This is a genomic window from Corynebacterium sp. HMSC075F02, assembly GCF_001838335.1.
Taxonomy (GTDB): Bacteria; Actinomycetota; Actinomycetes; order Mycobacteriales; family Mycobacteriaceae; genus Corynebacterium; species Corynebacterium jeikeium_D.
Window position 1 is genome coordinate 274,554 of sequence record NZ_KV836313.1, and the last position, 24,816, is coordinate 299,369.

Below are 24,816 nucleotides of genomic sequence, written 5' to 3' on the forward strand. Positions count from 1 at the left end.
ACATTTGTGGTGTAGCACCAGATCTTCGCAATCACCCAGGAGTTATTACCGTGTTTAGTCGCCGCCGCATCAATCGCCGCGCAGGTGCCAAGCAATCCTTGGTACTCGCTGCCGTGGCGACCCTTGCCCTGACACCCGTTGCCGTTGTCGGCGCAGGTGCCGCTTATGACCTCATCGAGGAAAACGGCACCAGCCCCATCGACGCGGTTGTCCAGAGCAAGTCGCTTGCAGACAGCGCCTCTGTCCTCGTCGAAGACGCGGCAATCGCAACGCAGTCGCTTGCCGACGAGGCTCATCCCAACCGCGGTGTCGTCAAGGAAATTACCTCCGATACCGAGTTTTCCCAGTTTGCGCTGACGTGGGCCGGTGACCCTGATATCGCCAGCTTCGTCCGCGCCGAGCGCGCCGATGGCTCCTGGTCCGACTGGTTCAGCGTCGACCCAGACTACCCCGCTGAAGGCAATGGCAACGGCCTGAACGGAACGGAGCTCATCTACATCGAGCCAACCAAGCGTGTTCAGGTTTCCACCCACGGGCTCAACATCTTCGGCCCGGGTTCCGGCGTGGATCTGAAGGACATCAAGGGCGCCGAGAAGTTGGATCTGTCCAAGCTCAACCTCGACGAGATTAATGCTGAGGGCGCCAAGAAGGCTGTGGAGGATGCAAAGGAATCCGCTACGGATGCAGCCAAGGATGTCGCCAAGGCCGTTGACGATGCCGCTTCCGACTACCAGCAGACTCCGGATGCAGCTCCTGAGGACGCACTCGATGACCCGACCGCTCCGAGCGCTAACGACGCTGCAGGTCTGGACTCGCCGAACCTCCCAGTGAAGTGGACGGATATCGAGCCAGTCGCCGATGAACTGCCAATCGACCAGGTCGACGCAGTGCTTATTGACGGCCAGGCTGCCGCATCCGGCATCGACCCAATTGTGGACGCCAAGAATGTCACGGGCATGCCGAAGGTCATTACCCGTGCCGGCTGGGGTGCCAACGAGAATAACCGCTGTAAGGGCGCGGACTACGACAGCAAGCTTGTCGGTGCCACCGTGCACCACACCGCTGGCTCAAACAACTACACCGAGAGCCAGTCCGCTGGTATCGTCCGCGGTATTTACCAGTACCACGCACAGACTCTGGGCTGGTGCGACATCGGATACAACGCCCTGGTCGACAAGTACGGCAACATCTTCGAGGGCCGCTACGGTGGCCTGGATAAGAATGTCCAGGGCGCTCACGCAGGTGGCTTCAACACCGGTACTTTCGGCATCTCCATGATGGGTAACTACACATCGGTTGCTCCCAGTGAGGCTGCACTGAACTCGGTGGGCAACATGATTGGTTGGCGTCTGAAGGTCGCCGGCGTCAAGCCGACCGGCCAGATCCAGATGACTTCGGGTGGCACCAGCTACTCCAAGTATGGATACGGCAAGCAGGTCACTCTGCCGACCATCTTCGCGCACCGCGATGTTGGTAACACCACCTGCCCAGGTGATGCTGGCTACGCCCAGATGGGCAAGATCCGCTCGATTGCCGAAAAGAAGTACAACAGTCTGACCAGCGGAAAGATTGACAATGAGGGCCCAGATGGCTTGATTGACCTCCTCGTTCCGCAGGATGAAAAGGGCGATAAGACCGCCGAAGACGCAGATTCGCAGTCGACCGAATCGACCGAGTCAACCGAGTCGGGATCGACTAGCTCTACTACCTCGACCACTTCGACCACTTCGGCATCCACGGGCACGTCCGCCACCTCGTCCTCCGAGAAGTCCTCGAGCGCATCGAGCACTACTTCGTCGACAACGTCGAGCTCCGACTCGACCACCTCGGGTACTTCGAATACCTCGGAGCCAACCGACGCCACGAACACCAGTGACACTGCTACGGCTGACTCCTCCGCACCGTCGGCAAGCGAGCAGAGCAACTCCTCCTCGCCGAGCGCATCCGACGAGCAGCAGAAGGCACAGGCTCTGGAGACAGTCTCGGGTGCACGTTCGATGCTGGCCTCGGCGCTGGGCATGCTCGGCGCACCGGGTCTGGGGCAGACCGCCGATGCCATTCTGGGTGCGGTTGGACGCTCGATTGAAAACGGACCGTCGATTGCTGACCTGCCGGTTCTGATTGACCAGATCATCACTATCAATGAGCAGAACGACCTGGCTGCCGAATGGCGCCAAGTTTCCGAGGAAATGGGCTCGGTTCTCGGCTACGCAATGTCCGGTATCCAGAGCGGTTCTACCGTGGCGAACAATGCTGGCCAGGCCGATGCCCTGCGCTACGTGAAGTTTTCCAACGGCGTAATCACCGACTCCGACACCACCGGCGCTCACGCTATCTGGGGCAAGATTGCTGATGAGTGGGCCCGCCAAGGCTTCGAGGTCGGCAAGCTGGGCGCTCCGACGAAGACCCAGGTGGTCGATGGAAACATCGAGCGCGCTGAGTTCCAGAACGGTTCAATCACCTTCGACCGCACCACCGGCGAAGTCAAGACCGAGCTGAAGTAAACGCTGCAGTAAACCCGAAGCAGACGCTGTCGAGCACTGGTCAGCCAGCTGGCGCGGGGAAAAACCTCGAGGCTAGCTAGAACCAGCGCTCCAGCACACGAGCAACACCGTCATCATCATTGGTGGCGGTGATTTCGTCTGCAATCTCCTTGACGTTGTCAGCCGCATTGCCCATGGCCACACCCGTGCCCGCCCACGACAGCATCTCGATATCGTTCGGCATGTCACCGAAGCAGACCACATCTTTCGCGGTCGCTCCGACCAGTTCAGATACGTATTCAAGCCCGGCGCGCTTAGTCACGCCCGGCGCGGACACCTCCAAAAGCCCGTCCGGCATGGAGTAGGTCACGTGCGCCAGGCTCGCGTCAATTGCGGGGGCGACCAGTTCATATAGCTGGGCACTGTTCACATCTGAGTTTCGCAGCAAGAGTTTCGTCGCGGGTTCTGACAACACGGCCTCTTCAGCAAGCTCACCGTGCTCATCCGATTCCCACGCATGGTCATAGGACGGTGCCACCACAAAAAGCTCATCGATGGCATCATTCGCCGATGTCCCAGCGCGCTCTGCCGCAATGCCGATTCCACCGATGGATCGCGTCGCTTCGCGCGCATGCTTAACGACGTATCGCAGCGTCTCTGGCTTCAGTGTGTTGGCGGCAACTACTTCATCACGGCCGGAGTCGTAAATCACGGCGCCATTGGCGCACACGCACAACGGCTGAACCGGCAGCTGCTCGAGCACTGGCTGCAACCACCGGGCCGGCCTTCCCGTGGCCAGCACCAACGGGGTGCCGCGGCGTAGCATTCGCGTGACGGCCTGTCGCAGGCGGGGAGTTACCCGCTCCCGCGAGTCGATGAACGTCCCGTCAATATCCGAAGCTACGAGTAGTGGATGTAGTCTCTCGGTCACTTCGAACTACTTGCCGTCCTCACTGTTGTCATCTTCACCGTCATCGCAGAACCGATCGTGCAACAGCTGCAGCGTTGCAGCTACTCCCCCATGCTCGACAGTGTCAATTACCCAGTCCGCGTTCTTCAGCAAGGCCCAGTCCGCATCGGCCATAACTACCGGCATGCCGACACGCTGTGTAGCTTCCTCAAAGTTCGAGCGACCGGCGAAAAGAATCGCGGTTTCTTCCTTGCGAGCCTGCTTGCGCAGCGTGCTAACCACCGCATTTGTGACGTCCAGCTTGCTGGCGCCCTCCGGAAGTTCCACGACCTGCAGGTCAACCGATTCCAAAGCCGATAGATTCGGCTTATCTCCCGACTCGTGCAGAACAACGATTGTGGCTCCGACATCACCGAGCTGCTGCAAGGCCTTGATAGTTTCTTCGCTAATTGTGCCCGCGTCGTCGGCAAGCGATGCGGGGTAATCGAAGATAAACGTCTCCGGCTGAGCGGTGATGAGCTTGTTCAAGCGCTGTGGAAGCTTGTCGCGAATCATCATCGACTGGCCGATAAGACGGTAAACGGTCTGCTGCGTCTGTTCAACACCAGAGGCGGAGGCCTTCTCGAGCTGCACGTACGCTTCGCGGAACGTCACGCGCATCGAATCCGTGGCAGTACGCACGGACTCCTTGCTCTCCTTGGCGCCGGCGACGACATCATCAGCCATCTGTTCCACAGACTGACGGAACTGCGCCAACAGCGCGGTCGTCTGTTCCCTTCGACGAGCAGACTCCGCGCTCATCGTGTGCGAGGCATCGAGGAACTGCTGCCTGGTCTGATCGCCGAATTCACGCGCCGACTCGGCTAGCTTTTCCTTGAATGCAGCCAGGTCACCGCGCAAATGACGGATACGCTGGCGCTCTTCTTCGACTTTCAGGTCCTCTGCCTGTGCCTCTTCGAAAGTCGGTGCGCCACCGCCAAGACGAGCCGGCACCCAGTAGGCGCCCTTCGGCAGGGGACCTTCTTCAGCTGCGTACTCGTCCCAGAGCTGACGAACGCCCTGATCCATGATTTCGTGCAGCTTCTCGGTGGCTTCTGCCGGATCCCCCTCCGGTGTCCACGGTGGCAAAACCGTAATGTGAATCGGAGTATTGCTGCGGCCGAGATGCTTGGGGTGCCCCTTCGTCCACACGCGCTGGGATCCCACAATCAGCACGGGGATGATGGGCTTGCCGGTGCGCTGCGCCATACGCACTGCGCCGGACTTCAAATTCTTGACCTCGAAACTGCGCGAGATAGTCGACTCCGGGAAGATACCTACCAACTCGTCGTTTTCCAGCTTCGCGCAGGCCTCTTCGAAAGACTTGGAGCCGTCAGTGCGGTCGACCGGAATGTGCTTACAAGCACGCATGATTGGTCCGGCGACCGAGTGGTCGAACACTTCTTTCTTCGCCATAAAACGGACAAAACGGCGGTGCTTGCGGAATGGAAGACCGACATAGGTGAAGTCCATGTATCCGGTGTGGTTAGTAACGAGAACGGCGCCAGAGTCTTTCGGCACGTTTTCCCAGCCCTTAACGGTGAACTTCAAACCTTGGGCAAAGAAGACGGTGCGCGCCAATCCGATAATCGTTAAGTACACAGGATCCTTGAACATGGCCTTTACTCTACAATCTTTCGCACCCCTTAGCGGGGCGATATGTACTGGTATCTGAGACCCATGAATAAATGTCGTTACAGGCTCATATTCATGTGTAAATGCGAGCGCAGTTCCAGTCATCGCCTCTCAAATACGCCACACGCCCGCCGTGCACCCATTGCCCACCCATCAGCCATCTTTGATACCCCCATTATGGGGGGTTCATTGCCAGCCGACTTTCAGTCTAAAAGTGGAAAACCTCTATTAACATAGCCATCTACCTGCGGAAAATCGGACAACATTACTGGCGCGATTTTCGTGACTTTTTGCCCCATTATTTATATCTACGTAACCGTAGGTTGGCGCTCACAAGTAAGCCGAGTTTTGGTAACCTGAGCCGTGAGCCGAGAAATTCTCTTCGACGAAAAAATCAACGCCCCCACCGGGAAGGATTGGAAAATGTCGTCCTCTTCATCTCTCGCCCCATCTGCAGTTCTGAACAAGGAACAGCATGAAAAGACCTGGGAGAAATTCGGTACCGAGCAATACGACGTCGTCATTATCGGCGGCGGTTCTGTAGGCGCTGGCGCTGCGCTCGATGCCGCAACCCGTGGTTTGAAGACTGCGGTCATTGAAACTCGTGACTTCGCAGGCGGCACCTCTAGCCGCTCCTCAAAGATGTTCCACGGCGGTCTGCGCTACCTGCAGATGTTGGACTTCCGCCTGGTAGCTGAATCCCTGCGCGAGCGCGAACTGTCCATGTCGCATCTGGCACCGCACCTGGTTAAGCCACTGCGCTTCGTCTTCCCTCTGACTCACCGCGTATGGGAGCGTCCGTTCATGGCATCGGGCTTCTTCCTTTACGACGTCATGGGTGGCGCCAAGCAGGTTCCGATGCAGAAGCACTACTCCCGCAAGGGAACCCTGAAGCAGGCTCCGGGCCTGAAGGAAGATGCCGTGGTCGGCGGCGTTCGCTACTACGACACTCTGGTTGACGATGCCCGTCACACCATGACTGTCCTGCGCACCGCTGCTCACTTCGGCGCTGACGTCCGCACCTCCACCCAGGTTGTCGACTTCGTGAAGGAAGGCGAGCGCATCGTCGGCGCGAAGCTCCTTGACACCGACACTGGCGCGACCACCACTATCCGCGGCAACGTTTTCGTCAACGCCACCGGCATTTGGTCCGATGAGATTGAGAAGCTGGCTGGCGTCACCGGCAAGTTCCGCGTCCACACCTCCAAGGGTGTCCACATTGTTATTCCGAAGTCCGCTCTTGAGGGCTCGGTGGCAATGACCTTCGTGACTGAGAAGTCCGTCCTGTTCGTTATCCCGTGGGGTGAGTACTGGATTATCGGTACCACCGACACCGACTGGACCATGAACCTGGCAAACCCGGCAGCTACCCGCGCTGACATCGACTACATCCTCGATCACGTCAACGCCAAGGTTCGTCGTCCGATTACTTACGACGACATCGTCGGTGTCTACTCGGGTCTGCGTCCACTGGTGGAAGGCGACTCCGACTCCACCACCAACCTCTCCCGTAACCACGCTGTTGCCCACGTTGCTCCGGGCATGGTCTCCGTCGCAGGCGGTAAGTACACCACCTACCGCGTCATCGGTGCCGATACCATTGACGCTGCAGTCCAGGATGTCCCACGTAAGGTACCGGAGTCCGTCACCGCTGATGTCCCGCTACTCGGTGCTGATGGTTACCACGCACTGAACAACCAGAAGGCAGAGCTGGCCAAGCAGTTCGGTATCACCGAAAAGCAGGTCGAGCACCTGCTCAACCGCTACGGCTCCCTCATCTACGAGGTTCTGGCTCCGGCAGCCGAGGACAAGTCCCTGCTCGAGCCGCTGGAGGCCGCTGAGCAGTACATGCGCGCTGAGGTCCTCTACGCAGTGACCCACGAGGGCGCAATGCACCTCGACGATATTCTGGAGCGCCGCCTGCGTGTCTCCATGGAGTACGCACACCGTGGCGTCGACAGTGCCCGGGCCACCGCGGAACTGGTTGCCCCAGCTCTGGGTTGGGACAAGGAGACGATGGAGAAGGAAATCAAGGTCTTCATCGAACGCGTCGAAGCAACCCTGGCAGCTGAGCATGAACTGACCGACAAGGCCGCTAACGAGATTGCTGCTCACGCAGTGGAGACTCGCGCGGATGTCGACGTCAGCCTCGACCGCTAGTTCATTTCCCACCCTCCCCTAGGTGGCCATACGAGTTAGCTCTTGAATGGCCACCAGCGCTGTAGCCACAACGAAATAGCTTTCCCTCTTGGGAAAACGGCTTTGCACTTCAAGGGGCTAATGGGCTCGAAATAAAAGTGCCGGCGAAAAGAATCAGTTCTCGCCGGCATTTCTTATACCTAAAAGTTTACGTTGCACGATTCCTCGTGGCCTTTCCCGGTCACGACGCACAGAGAGTTTCACATCTCATGGAGACAATCACAGGATCCCAGGCATTCCTCTGGGAGTTTTTCGGAACCGCCATTCTAATTCTGCTCGGTAACGGAGTCTGTGCCTCTATCAACCTCCGGACTACTCGCGCAGCAAACGCTGGCTGGATGGGCATCGCCTTCGGTTGGGGTATGGCAGTTTTCGCTGGCGCATCGATTGCCGACGTATCCGGTGGCCACTTGAACCCAGCGGTAACCGTTGCCCTAGCAATCAAGGGCAGCCTGGCCTGGAGCCTGGTCCCTTACTATGTCGCAGGTCAGCTGTTGGGCGCATTCGTAGGTGCAATCCTGGCATGGGCCGCTTTTAAGCAGCTGTTCGACGCCAATGGTGTCGACGAAAACGGCAACCCAACCAATGCGAATGCCGAAACTGGCGGCAACTTCTTCACCGCGCCGGTTCACCCAAATAACTTTTGGAATGCCGTCACCGAGTTCATCGCGACCTTCGTTCTGCTCGCATTCATCCTGTTCGGCCCAGCCGGCGGCGAACTTGGCCCGCTGACCTACTTCGGTGTCTCGTTCATCATTGTGTCGATTGGTCTTTCCCTTGGTTCCCCGACCGGATACGCCATCAACCCTGTTCGTGACCTCGGCCCGCGTTTGGCCTACGCTTTCGTGCTCCCGATTAAGGGCAAGGGCGATGCGAACTGGGCCTATGCATGGGTTCCGATTGTCGCACCGATGCTGGCAGCCGTGGCTGCAGGCGCTCTTGCCTTTGCCATCGGATAACGGGAATATGAGAGATATCGCACAATAAAATATCGCAAGCCTGAACACTCACATTTACACACAATTTCGCTAGGAGTATCCCCCATGACGCACAGCAAATACGTCCTCGCCATTGACCAGGGAACTACTTCCACCCGCTGCATCATCTTCAACCATGACGCAGAAATCGTCACTGTTGCACAGATGGAACACAAGCAGATTTTCCCGGAAGAGGGCTGGGTCGAGCACGACGCTCAGGAGATTTGGACCAACACTCGTCGAGTAGTCAGCGAAGCTCTCGCCGATGTCGACATTGCTTCCCAGGATATTGATGCCATCGGTATCACCAACCAGCGTGAAACCACTGTCGTCTGGGACAAGAACACTGGTGAACCGGTCTACAATGCCATCGTCTGGCAGGACACCCGCACGAATGAGATCTGCAAGGAACTCATGGGGGATGAAGGCGCTGACCGCTGGCGTGAGACCACGGGCCTACGTATCAACTCCTACCCAGCTGGCCCGAAGGTGCGCTGGATTCTCGACAACGTCGAGGGAGCTCGCGAAAAGGCTGAGGCTGGCGATCTACTCTTCGGCACCATCGATACTTGGCTGCTGTGGAATCTCACCGGTGGTGCAGAGGGCGACAACGGCGAAGACGCAGTTCACGCAACCGACGTCACCAACGCCTCCCGTACTCTCCTGATGGACCTCAAGACCCTCGAGTGGGATGAGGACATTTGCCGTGAAATTGGCATTCCGATGTCGATGCTGCCTGACATCCGACCGTCGGTAGGCGACTTCGGCCGTATCCGCGCCCGCGGTTCTCTTGCGGAGCGACCGATTACTGGCATCCTCGGCGACCAGCAGGCCGCCATGTTCGGCCAGGGCTGCTTCGGCGAGGGCGACACCAAGAACACCTACGGCACTGGGCTGTTCATGCTAATGAATACTGGTGAGAAGCCGAAGTGGTCTGACCACGGACTCATCTCCACCGTCTGCTACCAGGTCGAGGGAGAGAAGCCGGTCTACGCGCTCGAGGGCTCCGTCTCCATGGGCGGCGCACTTGTTCAGTGGCTGCGTGACGAGCTGCAGATGATTCCGAATGCGGCATCCATTGAGAACAAGGCAAAGAGCGTCAAGGATAACGGCGGCGTGTACATCGTGCCGGCCTTCTCCGGTCTTTTTGCTCCTCGTTGGCAGCCGGACGCTCGTGGCGTCATCGTCGGTTTGACCCGTTTCGTCAACCGAAACCACATTGCCCGTGCTGTGCTGGAGGCTGCTGCGTACCAGACCCGCGAGGTCCTCGACGCCATGGTCGCAGAATCCGACACGGACATCACAACGCTGAGCGTTGATGGTGGCATGACCATGAACGAGTTCCTCATGCAGTTCCAGTCCGACATCCTGAATGTCGCTGTCACACGCCCGAACAACATTGAAACCACGGCCCTTGGTGCGGCATACGCTGCGGGCCTTGGCATTGGCTTCTGGTCGAACCTGGATGAGGTCAAGGCTCACATCACGATTGACAAGAAGTGGCGTCCGAAGATGGAGGCCGAAGAGCGCGATCGCCTGTTCCACCAGTGGAACCGTGCCGTTGAGCGCACCTATGGTTGGGTCGAGGATACGGATGCTGAGGAGGCACCGAAGCCTGAATAAGTCCTCGTAAGAGCCGAAAAATAGCCCGGAAAACCTATTCGGTTTTCCGGGCTATTTTTATTATAAATTCAGGGCTTGTTTGTTATAATAAAATTATTATAACTATCATCCACTCCTCGATTGAAAACAGAAAAGAGCAATCATGCGTCGCGCATCAATTTTCACTGCGAGTGTGACCACCGCCCTGACTTTGGCCCTGGCCACCCCGGCAGCATCAGCAGCCCCAACGGACTTCATCAAGAACCCGCTGGAACCAACTCCCGACCCGCAGTCCACTGCAATGGTCGAGCTGCCCACCACCCCGGCACCAACCACTACGGTTGACGGACGCCACGTTACGGTCACCGACGGCTACATGACCTCACAGGATGGCAAGGGCACCCAGATTTACTGGAAGTCCAACACCATCCCGAATGCCAAAGCCACTGTCGTCGTCGTGCATGGCGCTGCAGAACACCTGGGTCGCTACGAGTGGGTAACCGGCAAGCTGCTGAACGCCGGCTACAACGTTTACCGCATTGACCACCGTGGGCACGGCCACTCGGGCCAGGTCGAAGGAACCCCAGTTGCCCGTGGCCATATTGATGATTTCCACTCGCTTGTCGATGACCTGCACATGCTCGTCGAAAAGGCCAAGGCGGAGAACCCGAGCACGAAGACCTTCCTGCTCGGCCACTCCATGGGCGGCCTTGCCGTGGACTTCCACGGCATCAAGTACCCGGGCAGTGTCGATGGCATTGTCGCCAACGGTGGTGGCGCTCTTTTCAACCCCTACGGTGGCACGGACGAGGGCGAAACCATCACCCCAGAGGCCATGACCGATGTCCAGCGCGAGGCGCAGCCGACGATTTACCAGCGCCTGCCATTCCAGGACATGACCACATTCAACACTCGCATGCTCAAGGAAGTGCCGAACCGCACCGAGATGCGCGTGCCATCACTACCCGGCAGCGACTTGATTCAGCTTGGCAACCCGCTGGGTTCGAAGACCTCTTCTTCGCAGGCAGTGCGTGATGAGTACGAAACTGATCCGTACAACAACTCCAAGCTCTCGCTCGGCATGGCTCAGCAGATGGCTTTTGCCGCCACCTACAACGGCACCAACTCCGTCGACTTTGTTGAGCCGACCCTGGTCATGATGGGCGGCCAGGATGAGATTGTGCCGCCGTTCTTCTCGCGCGACTGGTACAACGGCATCTCGTCCACCGACAAGCAGCTGATCGAGTTCGAAGGCCAGTTCCACGAGACCTTCAACGAGCCGGCACAGCACGAGGCCATTGCGACGGCTATTGCCTGGCTTGATGCGCGTATCTAATTGAACGCTAAATAGGAACCGAACCGCTTCCTAGCAGTTACGAGTTCTCCATAGAGCTAACCCGGTGGAATGAGGGGCGATTGCCTTCTGGCAATTGCCCCTCATTTTCTTTGCCCTGCCCTCTCCGCGCCGTATAAAGCATGCAGTACTTGGCAATACAAACTACTGTGCGTATAGTTGGTATTACAAGGTACTAGGTATGAAAAGTATTCTGCCTGGGCAGATTCCTCCATACCGCCGGAAAGAAAGCACAACGCTATGCCCAAACGTCCACAGACACAACTGAAGAAAGGGGTACTTGAGCTCGCCATTCTCAAGCTGATTTCTCGCGAAGAGCTCTATGGCGCGGCACTCGTCGCAAAGCTCAACGCCTACCCCCACCTCAGCGCGCCCGCGGGAACCGTCTACCCCCTACTCTCGCGGCTGACCACCAACGGCTTGATTAGCAATCGCTGGGAGGAATCCCCCAAAGGGCCGCCGCGCAAGTACTACTCACTGACAGCCAAAGGAAAGCAAACACTCACGCAACTGCATCAGGACTTCATCGACCTATCCGCCGACATGACCGCACTATTTTCCGAGGAGCCCCAATGAACACCTACCTCACTGCCATTGACCACAAACTGCGCGAAATCGGCATATCGCACGCACAACGCAAGGCGATCATCGCCGAGCAGGAGAGTCTTCTGCAAGAGCTTAACGACGTCCACGCGGACCTGACCGAAGAGCTGGGAACGGCGACCGACTACGCAAATTGCGTAGCCGAACAAGTTGGCGAACCAAACACCTTGCGCAGGTACCTCTCCAAACCGCTTCGGGTATTTACCAAAAGCGGTCGCGCTTCCCTGTGGAACATGGACGACCCGCGGATCCTCCAACCTCACCTGTTGGGTTTTGGCTGGTCTATCAACTGGGCCGCAGTAGCGACCAAGCTGGGGATTGTCCGACCGGACGATATTGACGGTGAGGTTATCTCTGAAATTCCAGCTCGCACACTGCAGGCGACCGCTCTTCTCCCCGCGGCCGTGACGGTTGCGCACGGAGTCGCACTGGCTATGTCCTGGAAGCAGTTGCCTGCAGAAGTCCACACCAAATGGAAGCTAAACGGCGAGGCAGTTCAGAAGACAGCACCGAAGGAAACTCTGCTTCTTCCCTTCGTGGTTTCTACGGTCGGAGCTGGATTTTCAGCTGCTTCGCTGCTCAAGGCAGATGACCGTGAAGACGCGCTGCGCGTTGCGTCCCTAGGCGCGCTCGCAAGCACAATTGCGCCATCTCAGCTGATCGGCATTCTCACGGAAGAAAACTCCAAGCTCAATCCAGCATTTGTGCGAGCTGGCGTTGCCCTCACTTCGGCCGTGGCTTCGTCTGCCTGCCTCGTCCTGCCCCTCCGAGCTGGGCTGAAGGCTGCGTGGAAGAAAGCTGGAGCAGCTTAAATCACGGTGCAGGATACATCAGCAGGTGAAAGACACATCAGCAAAATTGCTGTAATCCCGAATGTTGTACACAACCTCTACCACCTCGAGTGAGGCTATCCCCCTGGTTCAGTTGTGTTTTCGGTTGTGTTTCTACTCTCAACCTTCCTGGTGTTTTTACCTTCTCAATCCCCCAATTAATTTTTTAGCGCAATTACACGACTCACGCCCGAAAAAGCCACTTCACGACACCTATGTCACCTCGTGCCAGCTGTGGAGGTGGCATGAGGTGACATAGGTGTCGTGAAGTCGCGGATGAACTGGGGCGGGGCCGCACCTGCTTAACCGGCTCGCTTAACCGGCTCGAGAACTTCCTTGCCCATCATGAACGGACGCAGCGCCTCCGGAATCACCACAGAACCATCGGCCTGCTGGTGGTTTTCCAGAATGGCGACCAGCCAACGCGTCGTGGCCAGCGTGCCATTTAGGGTGGCGCAGTACTGAGACTTGCCATCGGCATCGCGGTAGCGGGTCTTCAAACGACGAGCCTGGAAAGTCGTGCAGTTCGAAGTCGAGGTCAACTCGCGGTAGGTGTTCTGCGTCGGCACCCATGCCTCGGTATCGAACTTGCGGGCAGCCGATGCACCCAGGTCACCACCAGCAACATCGATGATGCGGTACGGAACATCGACCGCGGCCAGCATCTCGCGCTCCATGTTCAGCAGCTTCTGGTGCTCTGCCTCCGCCTGCTCCGGCGGACAGTAGGAGAACATCTCCAGCTTGTCGAACTGGTGTACGCGCAGGATACCGCGGGTGTCCTTGCCGTAAGAGCCCGCTTCACGACGGAAACAGGAAGACCAACCAGCGTAGCGACGCGGCCCCTCCGACAGGTCAATAATCTCGTTGGAGTGGTAGCCGGCCAGCGCGACTTCCGAGGTACCGACCAGGTAGAGGTCATCTTCCTGCAGGTAGTAGATCTCATCGGAGTGCGCACCGAGGAAGCCAGTACCCGACATGGTCTCCGGACGAACCAGCACCGGCGGCACCATCAGCTGGAAGCCATTCTGAGTTGCCTTCTGAGCAGCCAGGTTCATCATGGCCAACTGCAGCATGGCACCGTAACCGGTCAGGAAGTAGAAGCGGGAACCGGAGACCTTGACGCCACGCTCCATATCAATAAGACCCAGCGACTCACCGAGGTCCAGGTGATCTTTGGGCTCAAAGTCGAACTGTGGAATCTCACCGATTTCCTCCAGCACGACAAAGTCATCTTCGCCGCCGGCGGGCGCACCCGTAACGATGTTGCCAATCAGGTACTGCAGGCGCTCGACCTCAGCCTCGGCTTCCTTCTGCTCCGCTTCGGCTGCCTTCACGGCGTCGGAAAGCTCCTTGGCCTTCTCCAGCATGGCCGGGCGCTCTTCCTTCGACGCCTGACCAATCTTCTTACCGAAGCCCTTCTGCTCTGAACGCAGCGCGTCGGTGGAGGCAATAACCTCGCGGCGCTTAGCGTCAGCTTCCAGCAGCTGATCGACCAATGCCGGGTCCTCACCACGGGTGCGCTGGGACTCGCGGGCTACTTCAGGGTTTTCGCGGAGAAATTTGAGATCAATCACGTCCCCTAGAGTACCTGGTTTACGTCGGCAAGCAGGCACAAGGCTTGCTAGAGTGCCGCTTCCGCTCCTGAGGCGACCAGCAGCGCGCCGAGGACGAGGAAGATCACGCCGGCGACAGTGTCAATCCACGGCCCTGCCAGCACCATTCGCTTGACGACGGCATCCGTCGACACCACGATTGCGATAAATAGGAAGAAAGCGATTTGGGAGACGATTAGCACCAACGTACAAAGCACAAGCGTCCCCACGGATGCGCCTGCGGGAATGAACTGTGAAAGCACTGCCGCGAGGAAGAGAACAATCTTCGGGTTCGACATGTTGGTGAAAAAACCCTGGCGGAACGTCGCCTTCGGTGACCGGAGCGCCTCACTTCCCAAGGCTGGTGCGGCACCGGCGCGCAGTTCGCGGAGGGTATTGATGCCTGCCTTGGCCATACTGATACCCATGTAAATGAGATAACAGCCACCGACGAGCTGGATTACGCCCATCAGCAAAGGATTGGCGGTGATGACAGCTGCGAACCCAAAAACTGTGAGGGTCATCCAGATAGTGGCGCCAGTACTGATACCCGCAACCGCTGCGATGGCGTGCTTTCGGGATTTGGTGGCAAGGCGCAGGATTAAGAAGACGTCAGGCCCTGGTGAGGCCATACCAATAATGTGGACGCCCAGCAGGCTGAGTAGTGCAGTCCAGGTCAAGACTCGTGTCCTCGGGTAGCGAACAAATACCGGACTATTGTAGTGCTTGAAGTTATTGAGCAAACTCGGACAGAGCGTTACCTTGTCCACAGGCTCATTGGCGGTGCACAATGGGGTCACTATGGCTGATGACAATATGAACCAGAATCGCGAGCACGCTGCCGCCACAGACACTGACTCCGGTGCAGGTACTGGCGCAGATGCCAGCGCTGGTGCATCCTCCGCAGCCAGCAACGATGCCAACGCTTCCCGTAACTCGCGTGGAAGCTGGGGAATGCGCGCTTTGTCGACGGCAATGCTGGTCGGCGCCGCGGGAATGGCATTCGCGCTGCAAGCGGGAGTCATCGAGCCACCGAGTGGGCCACTTGGGGGCAAGGGCTCGTCGGCAAGCGCGTCATCGTCGACAACGACGACCATCGTTGACAAGGAGACGACGGCGTTCACCAGCGCAACCGCGGGCAACTGTCTGGACTGGAATCTGGCAGAAGATTTGAATGTTTCTGACTTCCGCGTCGTGCCCTGTGAGCAGCCACACGCTTATGAGGTCGCCAAGAAACTGAACCTCGCCGACTACGAGGAACATCCGGGGCAATACGCAAAAACTGCCAACTACCCGACAGCGGACAATTTGGTGGCTCTGCAAAATGGCGTGTGTCGCAACACCGTGACTGAATACCTGGGCGGCCAGTACGATCCGGACGGTCGATTTATCACGGCGCCAATCATTCCTTCGCCTAGCCAGTGGGAAAAGGGTGATCGAACCTTCCTGTGCGGTATCCAGGTCGTCGATGAAGACGGCAACACGGCGCACATGTCCGGTCCTGCGGCCGGGCAGGACCAGTCCCGCGTGTTCGAGGGCGGCCGCTGCGTGACGTTGGACGAAAGCGGCGCCATCCGCCAGGTGCCTTGCGTGGAAGATCACCTGATGGAGTCGACGGGAATTGTCAATCTCCGCGACCATTTCGGTGACAACGTCCCCACTGACCAGGAGCAAAATGATGTGCTCGCGGAACAGTGTGTGACTCTCGCGCAGAATTACCTCGGCGGTGACGACCCGCTGTATAACTCAACGCTGCTGCCATTTTGGACGTCACTGTCGCAGGAGTCGCTCAATGCTGGCTCACGCAGTGTGAATTGCTGGTTGATTAAGGACAACGGCCAGGGCGGGTTCTCCACTCTCAATGGCCACGCTAACGAGTCCTTCACTATCGACGGCCAGCCGCCCGTGGCTCCGCCACCGCGCAATCCGCTGCGGGAGGAGCAGGGTGACGCTGGCGCTGGCGCTGGCACAGGTGACGTCGGTGCGGTCGGTGCCGACGGTACTGGTGCAGAAGCAGGCGCTGTGGATAACGCAATCGCTCCCGCAGGACAGTAGAACAACAGGACATTGCGAGGCAGCACCATAAATGGTTGACGTTAGCCCGGAGCGGTTCGACGCGCTTGTCGATGAGGCCATCGACCGCATCCCGACGCAGTTTCTCGATCAGCTCGATCAGGTCATCATCCAGGTCCACCCGTATAACCTCGACGAGCCCACACTGCTGGGACTCTACGAGGGGATACCTCTGACCGAGCGTTCTAACAACCACTGGGGTCCGCCTGACCAAATCAGCTTGTATCGCGACATGCTCTGCCGCATCAGCCACACCGAAGAGGAGCTGGTGGAGCAGATTCGGGTCACTCTCCTGCATGAAATCGGGCATTATTTCGGCCTCGAGGAGGAGGATCTGGACCGTCTCGGCTACGGATAAGTGTGTCCCGCCCTGCGAGGTCTCGTTCCTCTCGGCTTCTTCACGGCAGCTTTCTTCCTTGTAACCTTAATAATCATGAGCGACAACTCGAGCGAGAAGCCAGAAATCAGGGTCGGCGATAGGGAGCGCAACGCTGCCATGGAGCGTCTCGGCAATCATTTCGCTGACGGCTACTTGGATATCAATGAGTTTTCCAAGCGCACTGAAGCTGCCGCAGTCGCTAAAACCCGCTCCCAACTACAAACTCTCTTCGCGGACCTGCCCGCTGAGGTCTCCCCCGAGAGTTCACAGGGCACCCCGGCTAATCCGCAGCATCAAAGTGTCGATCAAGAGCTGCAAAACCTGATGAAAAAGGGCCGCCAGCTCAACATTGTTGATTCTGCTGCAGGCGTTATCGTATGTGTCACTATCGTTCTGATGTTTTTCACCAATATCGATAACGCGTGGCTCGGCTTCATCGTCGCTGCGGCCGTTGCCCTTATCGGGCGCGCCGCCTTGAACATCAATGATGACGAAGAAGAGCTCCTCAACGAAATCAACGAAGAGGAATCCAAGCGTCGCACGGAACGCCTACGCCTGGCAGCTCAGAAGCGCCGTGAGATTCAGGAGGGCCAGCAGTAACGGTCGCCGTTTCGCTCTCTTCTAGGGCAACTCGCTGTCGCCCCAGCGACGCACATCCCACGCGCGCGGTTCAATGCCAGCACGCTTGCCGACGGCCGCTGCGTTCGGAACCAGCTCAATTCGCTCGGTATTGGCAATGCGGTGTCGCAGTGCGTATTCCGGATCCACCCCGGTCAGATACTGCCCAATCAGACGAATAGCCGCGCCGTGGCTGACAATGACGACATCCTTGCTGCTGCCCTCCCTGGACTCCTTGGATTCACCACCTGTCGCTCCTGCCTGCTCCAGCAGCTGCTGTAGCGTCGGCAGGTATCGGTTCAGCACGTCAGCACCGGATTCACCGCCGGGAAGACGATACTCCAGCTCCCCATTGAGCCACTGGTAGAAGGCGCGCATGTACTCCATGTGCGCATCGCGATCATTGCGCCCCTCAAGGTCGCCGGCCTGAATCTCGTGGAGACCACCCTCATGGCGGATGCGAACGGAAGTCTCTCCCAGGTGGTGCAGACTCGCGACCGCGCCTGCACCAGTTTGGCGTGCACGCAGGGCATGGGATGTGACGATGTCACCGATTCTGTGGACGTCGGGAAGCAAAAGACGTCCCAGACTGCGCGCCTGCCTCACACCGAGGTCGGTGAGCGGTGCGCCCGGCAATGCGGTATCCAGGCGGCGGTTGATGTTGCCGGTGGTCTGCCCGTGGCGGATGAAAATGATGCGCTGGGAATCAACCGGCATGACAGATTCAGGGCGGTCTGGGCGGTCATCGAGGAAAGGCAGCTGTCCAACTGGATTTTCGGGCGCGGCGGGTGTCATGTTTTACCTTCGTCCTTCCTTGAGCGCGTCGACCCATTCAATTGACTGGGAGATATCCGGCGGCGGGGTCATAATGCTGCGGCGACCGCCCTCAGCGACCGGCCAAGATCCCAGATACCGCAGGTCTTCGGCGTATTCGTGCAGTGCCGCGAGAGCCGCCGCAACCTGTGCATCATCAACGTGGCCGTTGCAGTCAATGTAGAAGCGGTAGAGGCCGAAGAGCTCGCGTGTCGGCCGCGACTCGATGCGGGTGAGGTTGACCTGTCGCACTGCGAACTCATTCATGGCGCGCATCAGTGTGCCGGGCTGGTTCGGCAGCGTGAAGGAGACCGAGGTCCGGTCGGCACCGGTGCGCGGCGTCGGCACACCAGGGCGCCCCACCAGTAGGAAACGGGTTCGGGCACCGCGCACGTCGGCGACCTCAGTGGCCAGCGCCTCAAGTCCGAGCAGCTCACCCGCGCGGGCCGGGGCAGCGCAAGCGTCGTGGGTACCCTCGGCGACCTGGTGAGCCGCCGCCGCATTGGAGCTGGCCTGATGAACTTCCACGCCCGGAAGGTTGGCATCCACCCACTGTTTGACCTGCGGATACGCCACAGGATGTGTCGTAAAAGTACGCACCTGTTCCGCCGTCGTACCGGGACGGACCAGGATAGAGAAGACCACCCCGACCTCGGTTTCACGGAAAACCTGCAGCTCCGGCCCAGCAGCGAGGGCATCAAAAGTTGGTGTGACGGGACCGTCCACGCTGCTTTCGATAGCCACGCAGGCAAAGTCCGCTTCCCCTCGGCGCACGGCTCCAAGCGCGGCCGCGGGACTATCCACCGGCACCGCATTGACCGCAGATTCCCCTGCCGGATCAATCTCGCCAGCACGCGCCATGTCCCACAGCGCCTGCTCGGTGAATGTGCCCGCAGGACCCAAATAAGTAACCGTCGTCATAAGCTCAGATTAGAGGGCTTCTACACTTATTGCATGACCTTTTCTTCCGAGATGCCCGCCCGCGCCCTCACTGAAGCCGTGCGCAGTGGCGCAATCTCGGTATCGGAGATCGTTTCGGAATTCGCCACGCTTGCCGACGACGCCGCAACCAATCCCGCCCGTTTCGGTATTGCCACGCCCTTGGCCGAGCACGCTGTCGACCGTGCACGCAGCCTCACTGCTCAATCAGAGGCCGCCCGGCGCGCTAGCCACGGCCTCCCGCGTGACCTCCTGGGACTGCCAGTGGCGATTAAGGACCTATTCACCATCGCCGGTGTCAAATGCACGATGGGCTCCGCCAACTTGGCTTTCACCGCCACCGAAACCTCGGAACCCGTGGCGAAACTTCTGGCTCGCGGCGCCATCCTCACGGCGACTACACACACCTCCGAGGTTGGGATGACGGCCTACACCGAGCCGATTGGCTACCCGGCTCCGGAAAACCCCTATTTCGCCGCGCCCAATCAGCTGTCCAATCAGCCGGATACCGCGCCACGCACTCCCGGTGGTTCCTCGGGCGGCAGCGCAGTAGCTGTGGCAACTGGTGTCGTTCCCGCAGCTCTGGGCTCTGACGGTGGCGGTTCCATCCGCGTGCCTGCCGCCTGCTGTGGCCTCGTTGGGTTGAAACCAGCACACGATATTGCGGGTGGAAATCTCTCCACGCCCGCTTTTCTCACTCGCACAGTCGATGACGCAGCGCTACTGGCCGGAGTGCCCTTTTCCGCAACCTCGCATGTTTTCCGACGGTCCCAGCGCCCCCTTCGCATCGGTGTCACTGTCAGCCCGTTTCATGCTGAGGTGGACGTCGATAAGCGCTGGGCAAACGGTGCGTGGGCGGCGGCTGACCGTCTTGCCGACGCCGGGTATGAGGTGGTGGAAGTGCCCAGCCCCTATGACCCGGCAGGTCCGGACGTGTTCGAGATCTTTCGACGGACCATCACGCGAATGGCCACGAAATTACCGCGCGCGGACTACTCCGAGATCGTGCAGTGGATTCGCGCCTGTGGCCAGGAGACTTCCGCAGCGGAGGCGGCGGCGACACATCAGCAGCGGATGGCTCTGCCCGGCGCGATTCGATCGCGTTGGGAAGTCGATGCGGTGATTACGCCAACGCTGGCGTTTGATCCGCCACGTATTGGGCATTTCTCTGCGTTGGCGCCGTGGGAGGACTTTGACGAGCAAACCCGGTGGACTCCGTGGTTATCGCTGTGGAATCTGACTGGGTGGGCAAGCGTGTCCGTGCCAATTGCTGTGCCGGGCACAAGCGGCAGCACACCCAACGCGGAGCTCCCCGCCACCAGCGTCAACATCGGTGCGGTGCACTGCGGTGAGGCAGAGCTACTGGAGATCGCTAGCGTGCTGGAGGCTGCTAACGCCAGCTAACGCACGTACTTCGCTGCCATTGCCGCTGCCTGTCCGGCGTATCCGCCACCAAATAGCACCGCGTGCATGAGCACCGCGTAGAGCTGGTGGAGTTCGCAGCTCTCGGCGAAATCCGGCAGGGGATGTACAGATTCGTAGCCACGCAAGATCTCGTCGAAGTGCGTTGCCCCGAATAGCGCCAGCAGTGCCAGATCCTCCTCCCGGGCTCCGCCGTGTGCCGCGGGGTCAATCAGGATCGCGCCGTCTGCATCCCACATGAGGTTTCCCCACCACAGGTCACCGTGGACACGCGCAGCGTCTGGCTCGTTGTCGAAATCTCCAGCCAAGAGTCGGTCAATGAGCTGGTCAAAGATATCTAGCTGACGGTTATTGTAGGAGTTTTCCAACTTTCCAAGCGTGGGCAGCAGACGTCCTTTCGCCCAGTATTCACCGAAGCTCTCCCGTGGAGTCAGGTCCATCTGTAGTGGCTGATCCAGCGGACCGAAGTAGCCGTGCCCCTCCCAGCCATCGGGGCCGGCACCCCAGCCAGCGGCGCCCAGATTGTGGGTAATAGCCAACGATTTTCCAAACTCGTACGCTGCCTGTGGATTCGGCGCCATCGACTCAATTCGACGCAATTTCAGCGCATGCCCGCTCACGCCCAGCACATCCACGACGCGCGCACCACCGTCAGATTCGCCCTCGCGCAGCCAGTCCAGCCCCGCCGCCTCACAGGCGAAGAACCCTCGAGGAACACCATGTCGGCTCTTGACATAAACATCCGACTCGTTGACTGCACGTTCGTAGTTCTGGTTCATTGCGGACATATTTCCAGCATATTCTTCTTCGGTCCCAAACCCTTTCAGCACGTCGCACGCAGGGTAACGCCAGCGCTACCAATACTTGTATTGCTGTCTCGGTTCTCTTAGTGCACTGTCGTTGCCTATTCTTAATTGGTATGGAAGGCAACTTCGACGACTCGCGCATTGCCCGCGACCGATACGGCAGGCCGCTCAAAGATCGCTATGGTCGCCCCATCTACCGCCGTGTGGACGAGGCGTCGCCGAAGCATGCTCGCTCCCGTGCGGCCGATTCGCGTGGCGCTTCACGACGCCCCATCCCTCCCCGCCCGAACCGCCCTTCTCGGGCAGGGGCAGCCCGCCCAGCGCCTATGCCTCCACGCAGGTCTAGGCCGCAACCAGAACGTCGGCAGGCGCCACTGAACGAAACGCGCATTGAGTCCCGTCCACCGATGAACCGGACCGGTAGCGGACGCGCTGGCAGCGATCCGCGGTTTCCTCCACCCGGCTATAACCCGGATGCGGATTTCCAATCTTCCTCGCAGGGTTCGTCGCAGGACTACTACAGTGCCCCACAAACAGCGAGTTCTGGCCGTGGTGGACGCCGCAGCAGTCGTGGCGGAGCCGGTGCCAGGTCGAGCTTCCGCATGCCACGCATGCGGCTGCCACGCTTGCGCTTTAAATCCATCATCCTGGTTGTCGTCATCTTCCTTGTCGTCACGATGGCACTTGTTGACATCCGCCTGACCAGGGTCGACGCGTTCTCAGGTCTGGCAAATCGCCCTGCCAATACGATGTCCTCCAACTGGTTGCTCGTCGGTTCGGACTCTCGTACGGGCTTGTCAGAGGAAGATGCCGCCAAGCTATCGACGGGCAGTGGTGATTTCGGCCAGCGCACAGACACCATCATGATTGCCCACATTCCGGTGTTCGGTAAGCCGAAGTTGGTCAGTATCCCGCGTGACTCCTTCGTGGATATCCCGGGCAATGACAAAAACAAGATCAATGCGGCATTCGCATTTGGTGGCCCCCAGTTGCTCATCGACACCGTAGAGAAAAACACTGGAATTCACATCGACCACTACGCCGAAATTGGCTTTGGCGGTTTCGCCGGTGTCGTCGACGCTGTCGGTGGCATCGAAATGTGCCCTGAAGAAGCCATCGACGACCCGCTGGCAGGCCTGAATATTCAGGCCGGTTGCCAGAAATTCGATGGCGCGAGTGCCCTGGGTTACGTGCGCACGCGTGCTACCGCCCAGGGAGACTTGGACCGCGTAGAGCGGCAGCGTGAATTCATGAGTGCGCTGATGGGACGGCTGAAGTCACCTGCGGTATGGCTCAACCCCTACCGCTGGATTCGCCTGGCCAATGCTGGCACTAAGGCCGTGCTCGTCGGCGATGGTGACCACGTCTGGCATCTGACCTGGCTGATGTTGCGCATGCTCTTCGGTTCCGATTCTCTTACCGTGCCCACCTCAGGCGCCATGGATACCGGTTATGCGGGCAATGTGCTGCTCTGGGACGAAATCGAAGCGCCAACACTTTTTGCGGAGCTGAGATAGCCAAGAGGGCAGCTAAAACAGCTTCGGATAGCTTTCGAGACAACTAACGCGTGTGACTTAGCATTTTGCTGAGCCACACGCGTTAGTTCTTAAACCAGCTACGCCTAGTTCCGAATGGTCACCTGACGGGACACGATGGTCTCACGGGACTTACGCTCCTCGGCGGTCAGCGGCTCTTCGCTGGCCAGCGCCTCAGCGATACGCTTGTCGGCCTCTTCCACGGCAGCAATCCAGTGGTCGTGCGGCTTGGTGTTATCCAGGTCCCAGACCGGCACCAGCACGCCATCGGTACGGAAGACACCGGCGAACTTCGTGCCCTCTCCCAGCGAGAGGTTGTCCGCAGCGTGCACGCGTGCCAAGGCATCCAGCAGCGGCTTCTCATCTTCACGACGCACCCAGCGGATGTGGGCGCGCTCGCCCGGATCAATCCACCACACAGCACCAGCGACCTTCGCATCCAGGCGGTATGACGGGAGAATCGCGTCGTTAGCCACGGCCAGGTTCTGCTCGATCATCGGGGTGCGTTCAATGCCCTTGGGAATCCACCACTCGAAGTCCTGGTGGACCTCCATGTTGTCGAGATCCACGGCGGTCAGGACGTCGGTAAGCGGTGCAGCTTCGCCGTCAGTAGCGGCGGAGAGCTGCTGACCCGGCTCTGCATCGCAAGCCCATGCCAGCGCACGGGAGAGATCCGCAGCGCCGTCATTGGTGCGAGCCTGCGTCTGCAGCGCGACGAAAGCCTCATTGCCCTGGTCAGCGGCACGCGTCAGTGCGGCTACGCCACCCGGCAGCACGGTGCAGAGCTTGATGTCACGCTCAGCGTCAGCGACCGTGACCGGAATGACCACAGCCGGAGCGAACTCGCGGACAGCCACGATGTCAGCCTCTTCGTCGAAGTCCTTGAACGGACGCGGATTGCCCAGCAACGCTGCACGCTCAGCAGCGCGGGCTGCCAGCTTCGCCTGACGGCGGCTCATGCCCTCCGGGGCCTGATTATTCTTCTTACGAGATTTCTTTCCCACAAGGCCACAGAATACCTATTCGCTCTCCGTAATTCGCGACTGCCTGGGCTACTTATAAAAATCGTCGACGAATTCGCTCGCCGTTCCTTCGAAAAGCTGCTTGTCGACGGCCATTGCGCCCGCCTCCCCCTGTTCATCGGTAGCTTCGCTGGGGATGAAGCCCTTGGACCAAAAACCGGGCTGGGTGCGCTCGCGACCTGCCCCAACGGGAATGTTGCGATGCACTTCCTCGGGAGCCAACACGTAGCGGAGTAGCCGAGCCGTAAGGGCAGTTGTCACACAAGCTAAAACAGTGATGATTCCGGCCTGGAAGTACGTCCTGGACACGTCGGCAGCGATAAACCAACCCGTTGCAAGTGGCCACAAAACGCAGGCCAGATACCAGATAAAGCGACCTGGCCCCATTACGGCAGTGACTCCTGTTTCAGCCAACGCGACCACGGGTCCCGTGATGTTGCGCACTGGCCACATGTGCATCGTGCGCACATCCGTTGCCGTGCGCGACAGCAGTGGGCGGGCATACGTTGCGCGGTCACGCAGCACCTGGAGGGTCTTGTAGACCGAAAAACCCAGCCCAATGAGGGAAACCATTCCGCAGAGACCGAAAGCCCATGCTCCCAGTTCGCCGAGGAGGGAAACCACCAGATCCTGACCTGGACTCAGAATGCTCATCCAGATGAATACGGTAAATGCGGCGAATACTCCAGCGCCGCTCATTGCCCATCGAAAGACGCTGTCCGCACGCTTGCGAACAATCTCATCGGCCTTCCAGCGCGGCGTCGCACCTGTGATGGCCGAATCCGAGACAGTCGGCTGCCAGCTCTGCTGCGGTGGCAGCACCACCTGAGGTGGGGACTGCTGTGGCTGCTGTTTTGGAGACTGCGGCGGCACAGCCCACCCCGCGTTTTCTGCCTGTTCATTAGACATTTTCCGCAGGGCTCCTCTCTTACGCGCGGCCGGCTTCTTCCGCAGTCTTTTCTCCCACGGTGTTTTTAGGTGCGCT

General features: G+C 59.1%; 21 protein-coding genes. 12 read left to right on the forward strand and 9 right to left on the reverse strand.

The features are described from left to right. Positions 1–50: 50 nt before the first annotated feature. Positions 51–2,504, forward strand: coding sequence for an N-acetylmuramoyl-L-alanine amidase (locus tag HMPREF2920_RS07510; RefSeq protein WP_070854128.1), 2,454 nt, complete (start codon positions 51–53; stop codon positions 2,502–2,504). A 76-nt stretch (positions 2,505–2,580) separates the two neighbouring features. On the opposite strand, the gene HMPREF2920_RS07515 is transcribed toward HMPREF2920_RS07510, so the two are convergent. After that, on the reverse strand, positions 2,581–3,414 hold the full coding sequence (locus HMPREF2920_RS07515; protein WP_070437289.1) for a Cof-type HAD-IIB family hydrolase: 834 nt from the start codon (positions 3,412–3,414) through the stop codon (positions 2,581–2,583). Between the two features lie 6 nt (positions 3,415–3,420). Then, positions 3,421–5,049 (reverse strand): lysophospholipid acyltransferase family protein, encoded by a 1,629-nt coding sequence (locus HMPREF2920_RS07520; RefSeq protein WP_070854129.1) that lies wholly within the window; start codon positions 5,047–5,049, stop codon positions 3,421–3,423. A gap of 441 nt (positions 5,050–5,490) precedes the next feature. Between HMPREF2920_RS07520 and HMPREF2920_RS07525 the strand changes: the two genes are divergently transcribed. From HMPREF2920_RS07525 to HMPREF2920_RS07550, 6 genes are all read left to right on the forward strand, one after another. Further along, positions 5,491–7,227, forward strand: a complete 1,737-nt coding sequence (locus HMPREF2920_RS07525) for a glycerol-3-phosphate dehydrogenase/oxidase (protein WP_070652834.1) — start codon at positions 5,491–5,493, stop codon at positions 7,225–7,227. Between the two features lie 248 nt (positions 7,228–7,475). Then, positions 7,476–8,225: an MIP/aquaporin family protein gene (locus HMPREF2920_RS07530; RefSeq protein WP_172954626.1), complete on the forward strand. Its 750-nt coding sequence runs from the start codon at positions 7,476–7,478 to the stop codon at positions 8,223–8,225. Positions 8,226–8,309: 84 nt separating this feature from the next. Beyond that, complete coding sequence (glpK, locus tag HMPREF2920_RS07535) at positions 8,310–9,866, forward strand: glycerol kinase GlpK (RefSeq protein WP_048732791.1); 1,557 nt, start codon at positions 8,310–8,312, stop codon at positions 9,864–9,866. 142 nt (positions 9,867–10,008) lie between these two features. Then, positions 10,009–11,181 (forward strand): alpha/beta hydrolase, encoded by a 1,173-nt coding sequence (locus HMPREF2920_RS07540; protein ID WP_048732793.1) that lies wholly within the window; start codon positions 10,009–10,011, stop codon positions 11,179–11,181. A gap of 258 nt (positions 11,182–11,439) precedes the next feature. Continuing rightward, positions 11,440–11,775, forward strand: a complete 336-nt coding sequence (locus tag HMPREF2920_RS07545) for a PadR family transcriptional regulator (protein WP_049190945.1) — start codon at positions 11,440–11,442, stop codon at positions 11,773–11,775. Then, positions 11,772–12,614: a DUF5808 domain-containing protein gene (locus tag HMPREF2920_RS07550; protein WP_070549939.1), complete on the forward strand. Its 843-nt coding sequence runs from the start codon at positions 11,772–11,774 to the stop codon at positions 12,612–12,614. Before HMPREF2920_RS07545 ends, HMPREF2920_RS07550 begins: the two co-directional genes overlap by 4 nt. Positions 12,615–12,934: 320 nt before the next feature. Here the strand turns inward: HMPREF2920_RS07550 and serS are convergent, their stop codons facing one another. Continuing rightward, positions 12,935–14,206, reverse strand: a complete 1,272-nt coding sequence (gene serS, locus HMPREF2920_RS07555; RefSeq protein ID WP_048731242.1) for a serine--tRNA ligase — start codon at positions 14,204–14,206, stop codon at positions 12,935–12,937. A gap of 47 nt (positions 14,207–14,253) precedes the next feature. Further along, a complete protein-coding gene (locus HMPREF2920_RS07560) occupies positions 14,254–14,904 on the reverse strand; it encodes a LysE family translocator (protein ID WP_016421665.1) in 651 nt (216 codons plus the stop codon). 121 nt (positions 14,905–15,025) lie between these two features. Here HMPREF2920_RS07560 and HMPREF2920_RS07565 point away from each other — a divergent pair, with 121 nt between their 5' ends. From HMPREF2920_RS07565 to HMPREF2920_RS07575, 3 genes are all read left to right on the forward strand, one after another. Continuing rightward, positions 15,026–16,279, forward strand: a complete 1,254-nt coding sequence (locus HMPREF2920_RS07565; protein ID WP_246816236.1) for a septum formation family protein — start codon at positions 15,026–15,028, stop codon at positions 16,277–16,279. A 31-nt stretch (positions 16,280–16,310) separates the two neighbouring features. After that, positions 16,311–16,655, forward strand: coding sequence for a metallopeptidase family protein (locus tag HMPREF2920_RS07570; RefSeq protein ID WP_016421667.1), 345 nt, complete (start codon positions 16,311–16,313; stop codon positions 16,653–16,655). A gap of 75 nt (positions 16,656–16,730) precedes the next feature. Next, complete coding sequence (locus HMPREF2920_RS07575) at positions 16,731–17,276, forward strand: DUF1707 SHOCT-like domain-containing protein (protein ID WP_070600971.1); 546 nt, start codon at positions 16,731–16,733, stop codon at positions 17,274–17,276. A gap of 21 nt (positions 17,277–17,297) precedes the next feature. Here the strand turns inward: HMPREF2920_RS07575 and HMPREF2920_RS07580 are convergent, their stop codons facing one another. Further along, positions 17,298–18,089: a histidine phosphatase family protein gene (locus tag HMPREF2920_RS07580; protein WP_070429920.1), complete on the reverse strand. Its 792-nt coding sequence runs from the start codon at positions 18,087–18,089 to the stop codon at positions 17,298–17,300. A gap of 3 nt (positions 18,090–18,092) precedes the next feature. Continuing rightward, the gene (pheA, locus tag HMPREF2920_RS07585) at positions 18,093–19,028 is read right to left on the reverse strand and encodes a prephenate dehydratase (RefSeq protein ID WP_005510446.1); all 936 of its coding nucleotides are present in this window, start codon (positions 19,026–19,028) and stop codon (positions 18,093–18,095) included. A gap of 33 nt (positions 19,029–19,061) precedes the next feature. On the opposite strand from pheA, the gene HMPREF2920_RS07590 reads away from it, so the two are divergent. Beyond that, positions 19,062–20,450 carry an amidase gene (locus HMPREF2920_RS07590; RefSeq protein WP_070600970.1) on the forward strand — a complete coding sequence of 463 codons (1,389 nt, stop codon included), beginning with the start codon at positions 19,062–19,064 and terminating at the stop codon, positions 20,448–20,450. Here the strand turns inward: HMPREF2920_RS07590 and HMPREF2920_RS07595 are convergent. Beyond that, positions 20,447–21,256: a fructosamine kinase family protein gene (locus tag HMPREF2920_RS07595; RefSeq protein ID WP_070546490.1), complete on the reverse strand. Its 810-nt coding sequence runs from the start codon at positions 21,254–21,256 to the stop codon at positions 20,447–20,449. The genes HMPREF2920_RS07590 and HMPREF2920_RS07595 overlap by 4 nt on opposite strands. Positions 21,257–21,387: 131 nt before the next feature. Here HMPREF2920_RS07595 and HMPREF2920_RS07600 point away from each other — a divergent pair, with 131 nt between their 5' ends. Beyond that, positions 21,388–22,791, forward strand: coding sequence for an LCP family protein (locus HMPREF2920_RS07600; RefSeq protein ID WP_246816235.1), 1,404 nt, complete (start codon positions 21,388–21,390; stop codon positions 22,789–22,791). 104 nt (positions 22,792–22,895) lie between these two features. Here HMPREF2920_RS07600 and HMPREF2920_RS07605 read toward each other — a convergent pair whose 3' ends face one another. Both HMPREF2920_RS07605 and HMPREF2920_RS07610 read right to left on the reverse strand, forming a co-directional pair. Next, complete coding sequence (locus HMPREF2920_RS07605) at positions 22,896–23,813, reverse strand: DUF5926 family protein (RefSeq protein WP_070429924.1); 918 nt, start codon at positions 23,811–23,813, stop codon at positions 22,896–22,898. A gap of 48 nt (positions 23,814–23,861) precedes the next feature. Next, complete coding sequence (locus HMPREF2920_RS07610; RefSeq protein WP_070851807.1) at positions 23,862–24,740, reverse strand: hypothetical protein; 879 nt, start codon at positions 24,738–24,740, stop codon at positions 23,862–23,864. Between the last annotated feature and the right edge of the window lie 76 nt (positions 24,741–24,816).

Excerpts from the sequence above, each read along its gene's own strand:
- HMPREF2920_RS07520 (WP_070854129.1), bottom strand. The coding sequence starts at position 5,049 with ATGTTCAAGGATCCTGTGTACTTAACGATTATCGGATTGGCGCGCACC.
- HMPREF2920_RS07525 (WP_070652834.1), top strand. The coding sequence starts at position 5,491 with ATGTCGTCCTCTTCATCTCTCGCCCCATCTGCAGTTCTGAACAAGGAA.
- HMPREF2920_RS07530 (WP_172954626.1), top strand. The coding sequence starts at position 7,476 with ATGGAGACAATCACAGGATCCCAGGCATTCCTCTGGGAGTTTTTCGGA.
- glpK (WP_048732791.1), top strand. The coding sequence starts at position 8,310 with ATGACGCACAGCAAATACGTCCTCGCCATTGACCAGGGAACTACTTCC.
- HMPREF2920_RS07540 (WP_048732793.1), top strand. The coding sequence starts at position 10,009 with ATGCGTCGCGCATCAATTTTCACTGCGAGTGTGACCACCGCCCTGACT.
- HMPREF2920_RS07545 (WP_049190945.1), top strand. The coding sequence starts at position 11,440 with ATGCCCAAACGTCCACAGACACAACTGAAGAAAGGGGTACTTGAGCTC.
- HMPREF2920_RS07550 (WP_070549939.1), top strand. The coding sequence starts at position 11,772 with ATGAACACCTACCTCACTGCCATTGACCACAAACTGCGCGAAATCGGC.
- HMPREF2920_RS07565 (WP_246816236.1), top strand. The coding sequence starts at position 15,026 with ATGGCTGATGACAATATGAACCAGAATCGCGAGCACGCTGCCGCCACA.
- HMPREF2920_RS07570 (WP_016421667.1), top strand. The coding sequence starts at position 16,311 with ATGGTTGACGTTAGCCCGGAGCGGTTCGACGCGCTTGTCGATGAGGCC.
- HMPREF2920_RS07575 (WP_070600971.1), top strand. The coding sequence starts at position 16,731 with ATGAGCGACAACTCGAGCGAGAAGCCAGAAATCAGGGTCGGCGATAGG.
- HMPREF2920_RS07580 (WP_070429920.1), bottom strand. The coding sequence starts at position 18,089 with ATGACACCCGCCGCGCCCGAAAATCCAGTTGGACAGCTGCCTTTCCTC.
- pheA (WP_005510446.1), bottom strand. The coding sequence starts at position 19,028 with ATGACGACGGTTACTTATTTGGGTCCTGCGGGCACATTCACCGAGCAG.
- HMPREF2920_RS07590 (WP_070600970.1), top strand. The coding sequence starts at position 19,062 with ATGACCTTTTCTTCCGAGATGCCCGCCCGCGCCCTCACTGAAGCCGTG.
- HMPREF2920_RS07595 (WP_070546490.1), bottom strand. The coding sequence starts at position 21,256 with ATGTCCGCAATGAACCAGAACTACGAACGTGCAGTCAACGAGTCGGAT.
- HMPREF2920_RS07600 (WP_246816235.1), top strand. The coding sequence starts at position 21,388 with ATGGAAGGCAACTTCGACGACTCGCGCATTGCCCGCGACCGATACGGC.
- HMPREF2920_RS07610 (WP_070851807.1), bottom strand. The coding sequence starts at position 24,740 with ATGTCTAATGAACAGGCAGAAAACGCGGGGTGGGCTGTGCCGCCGCAG.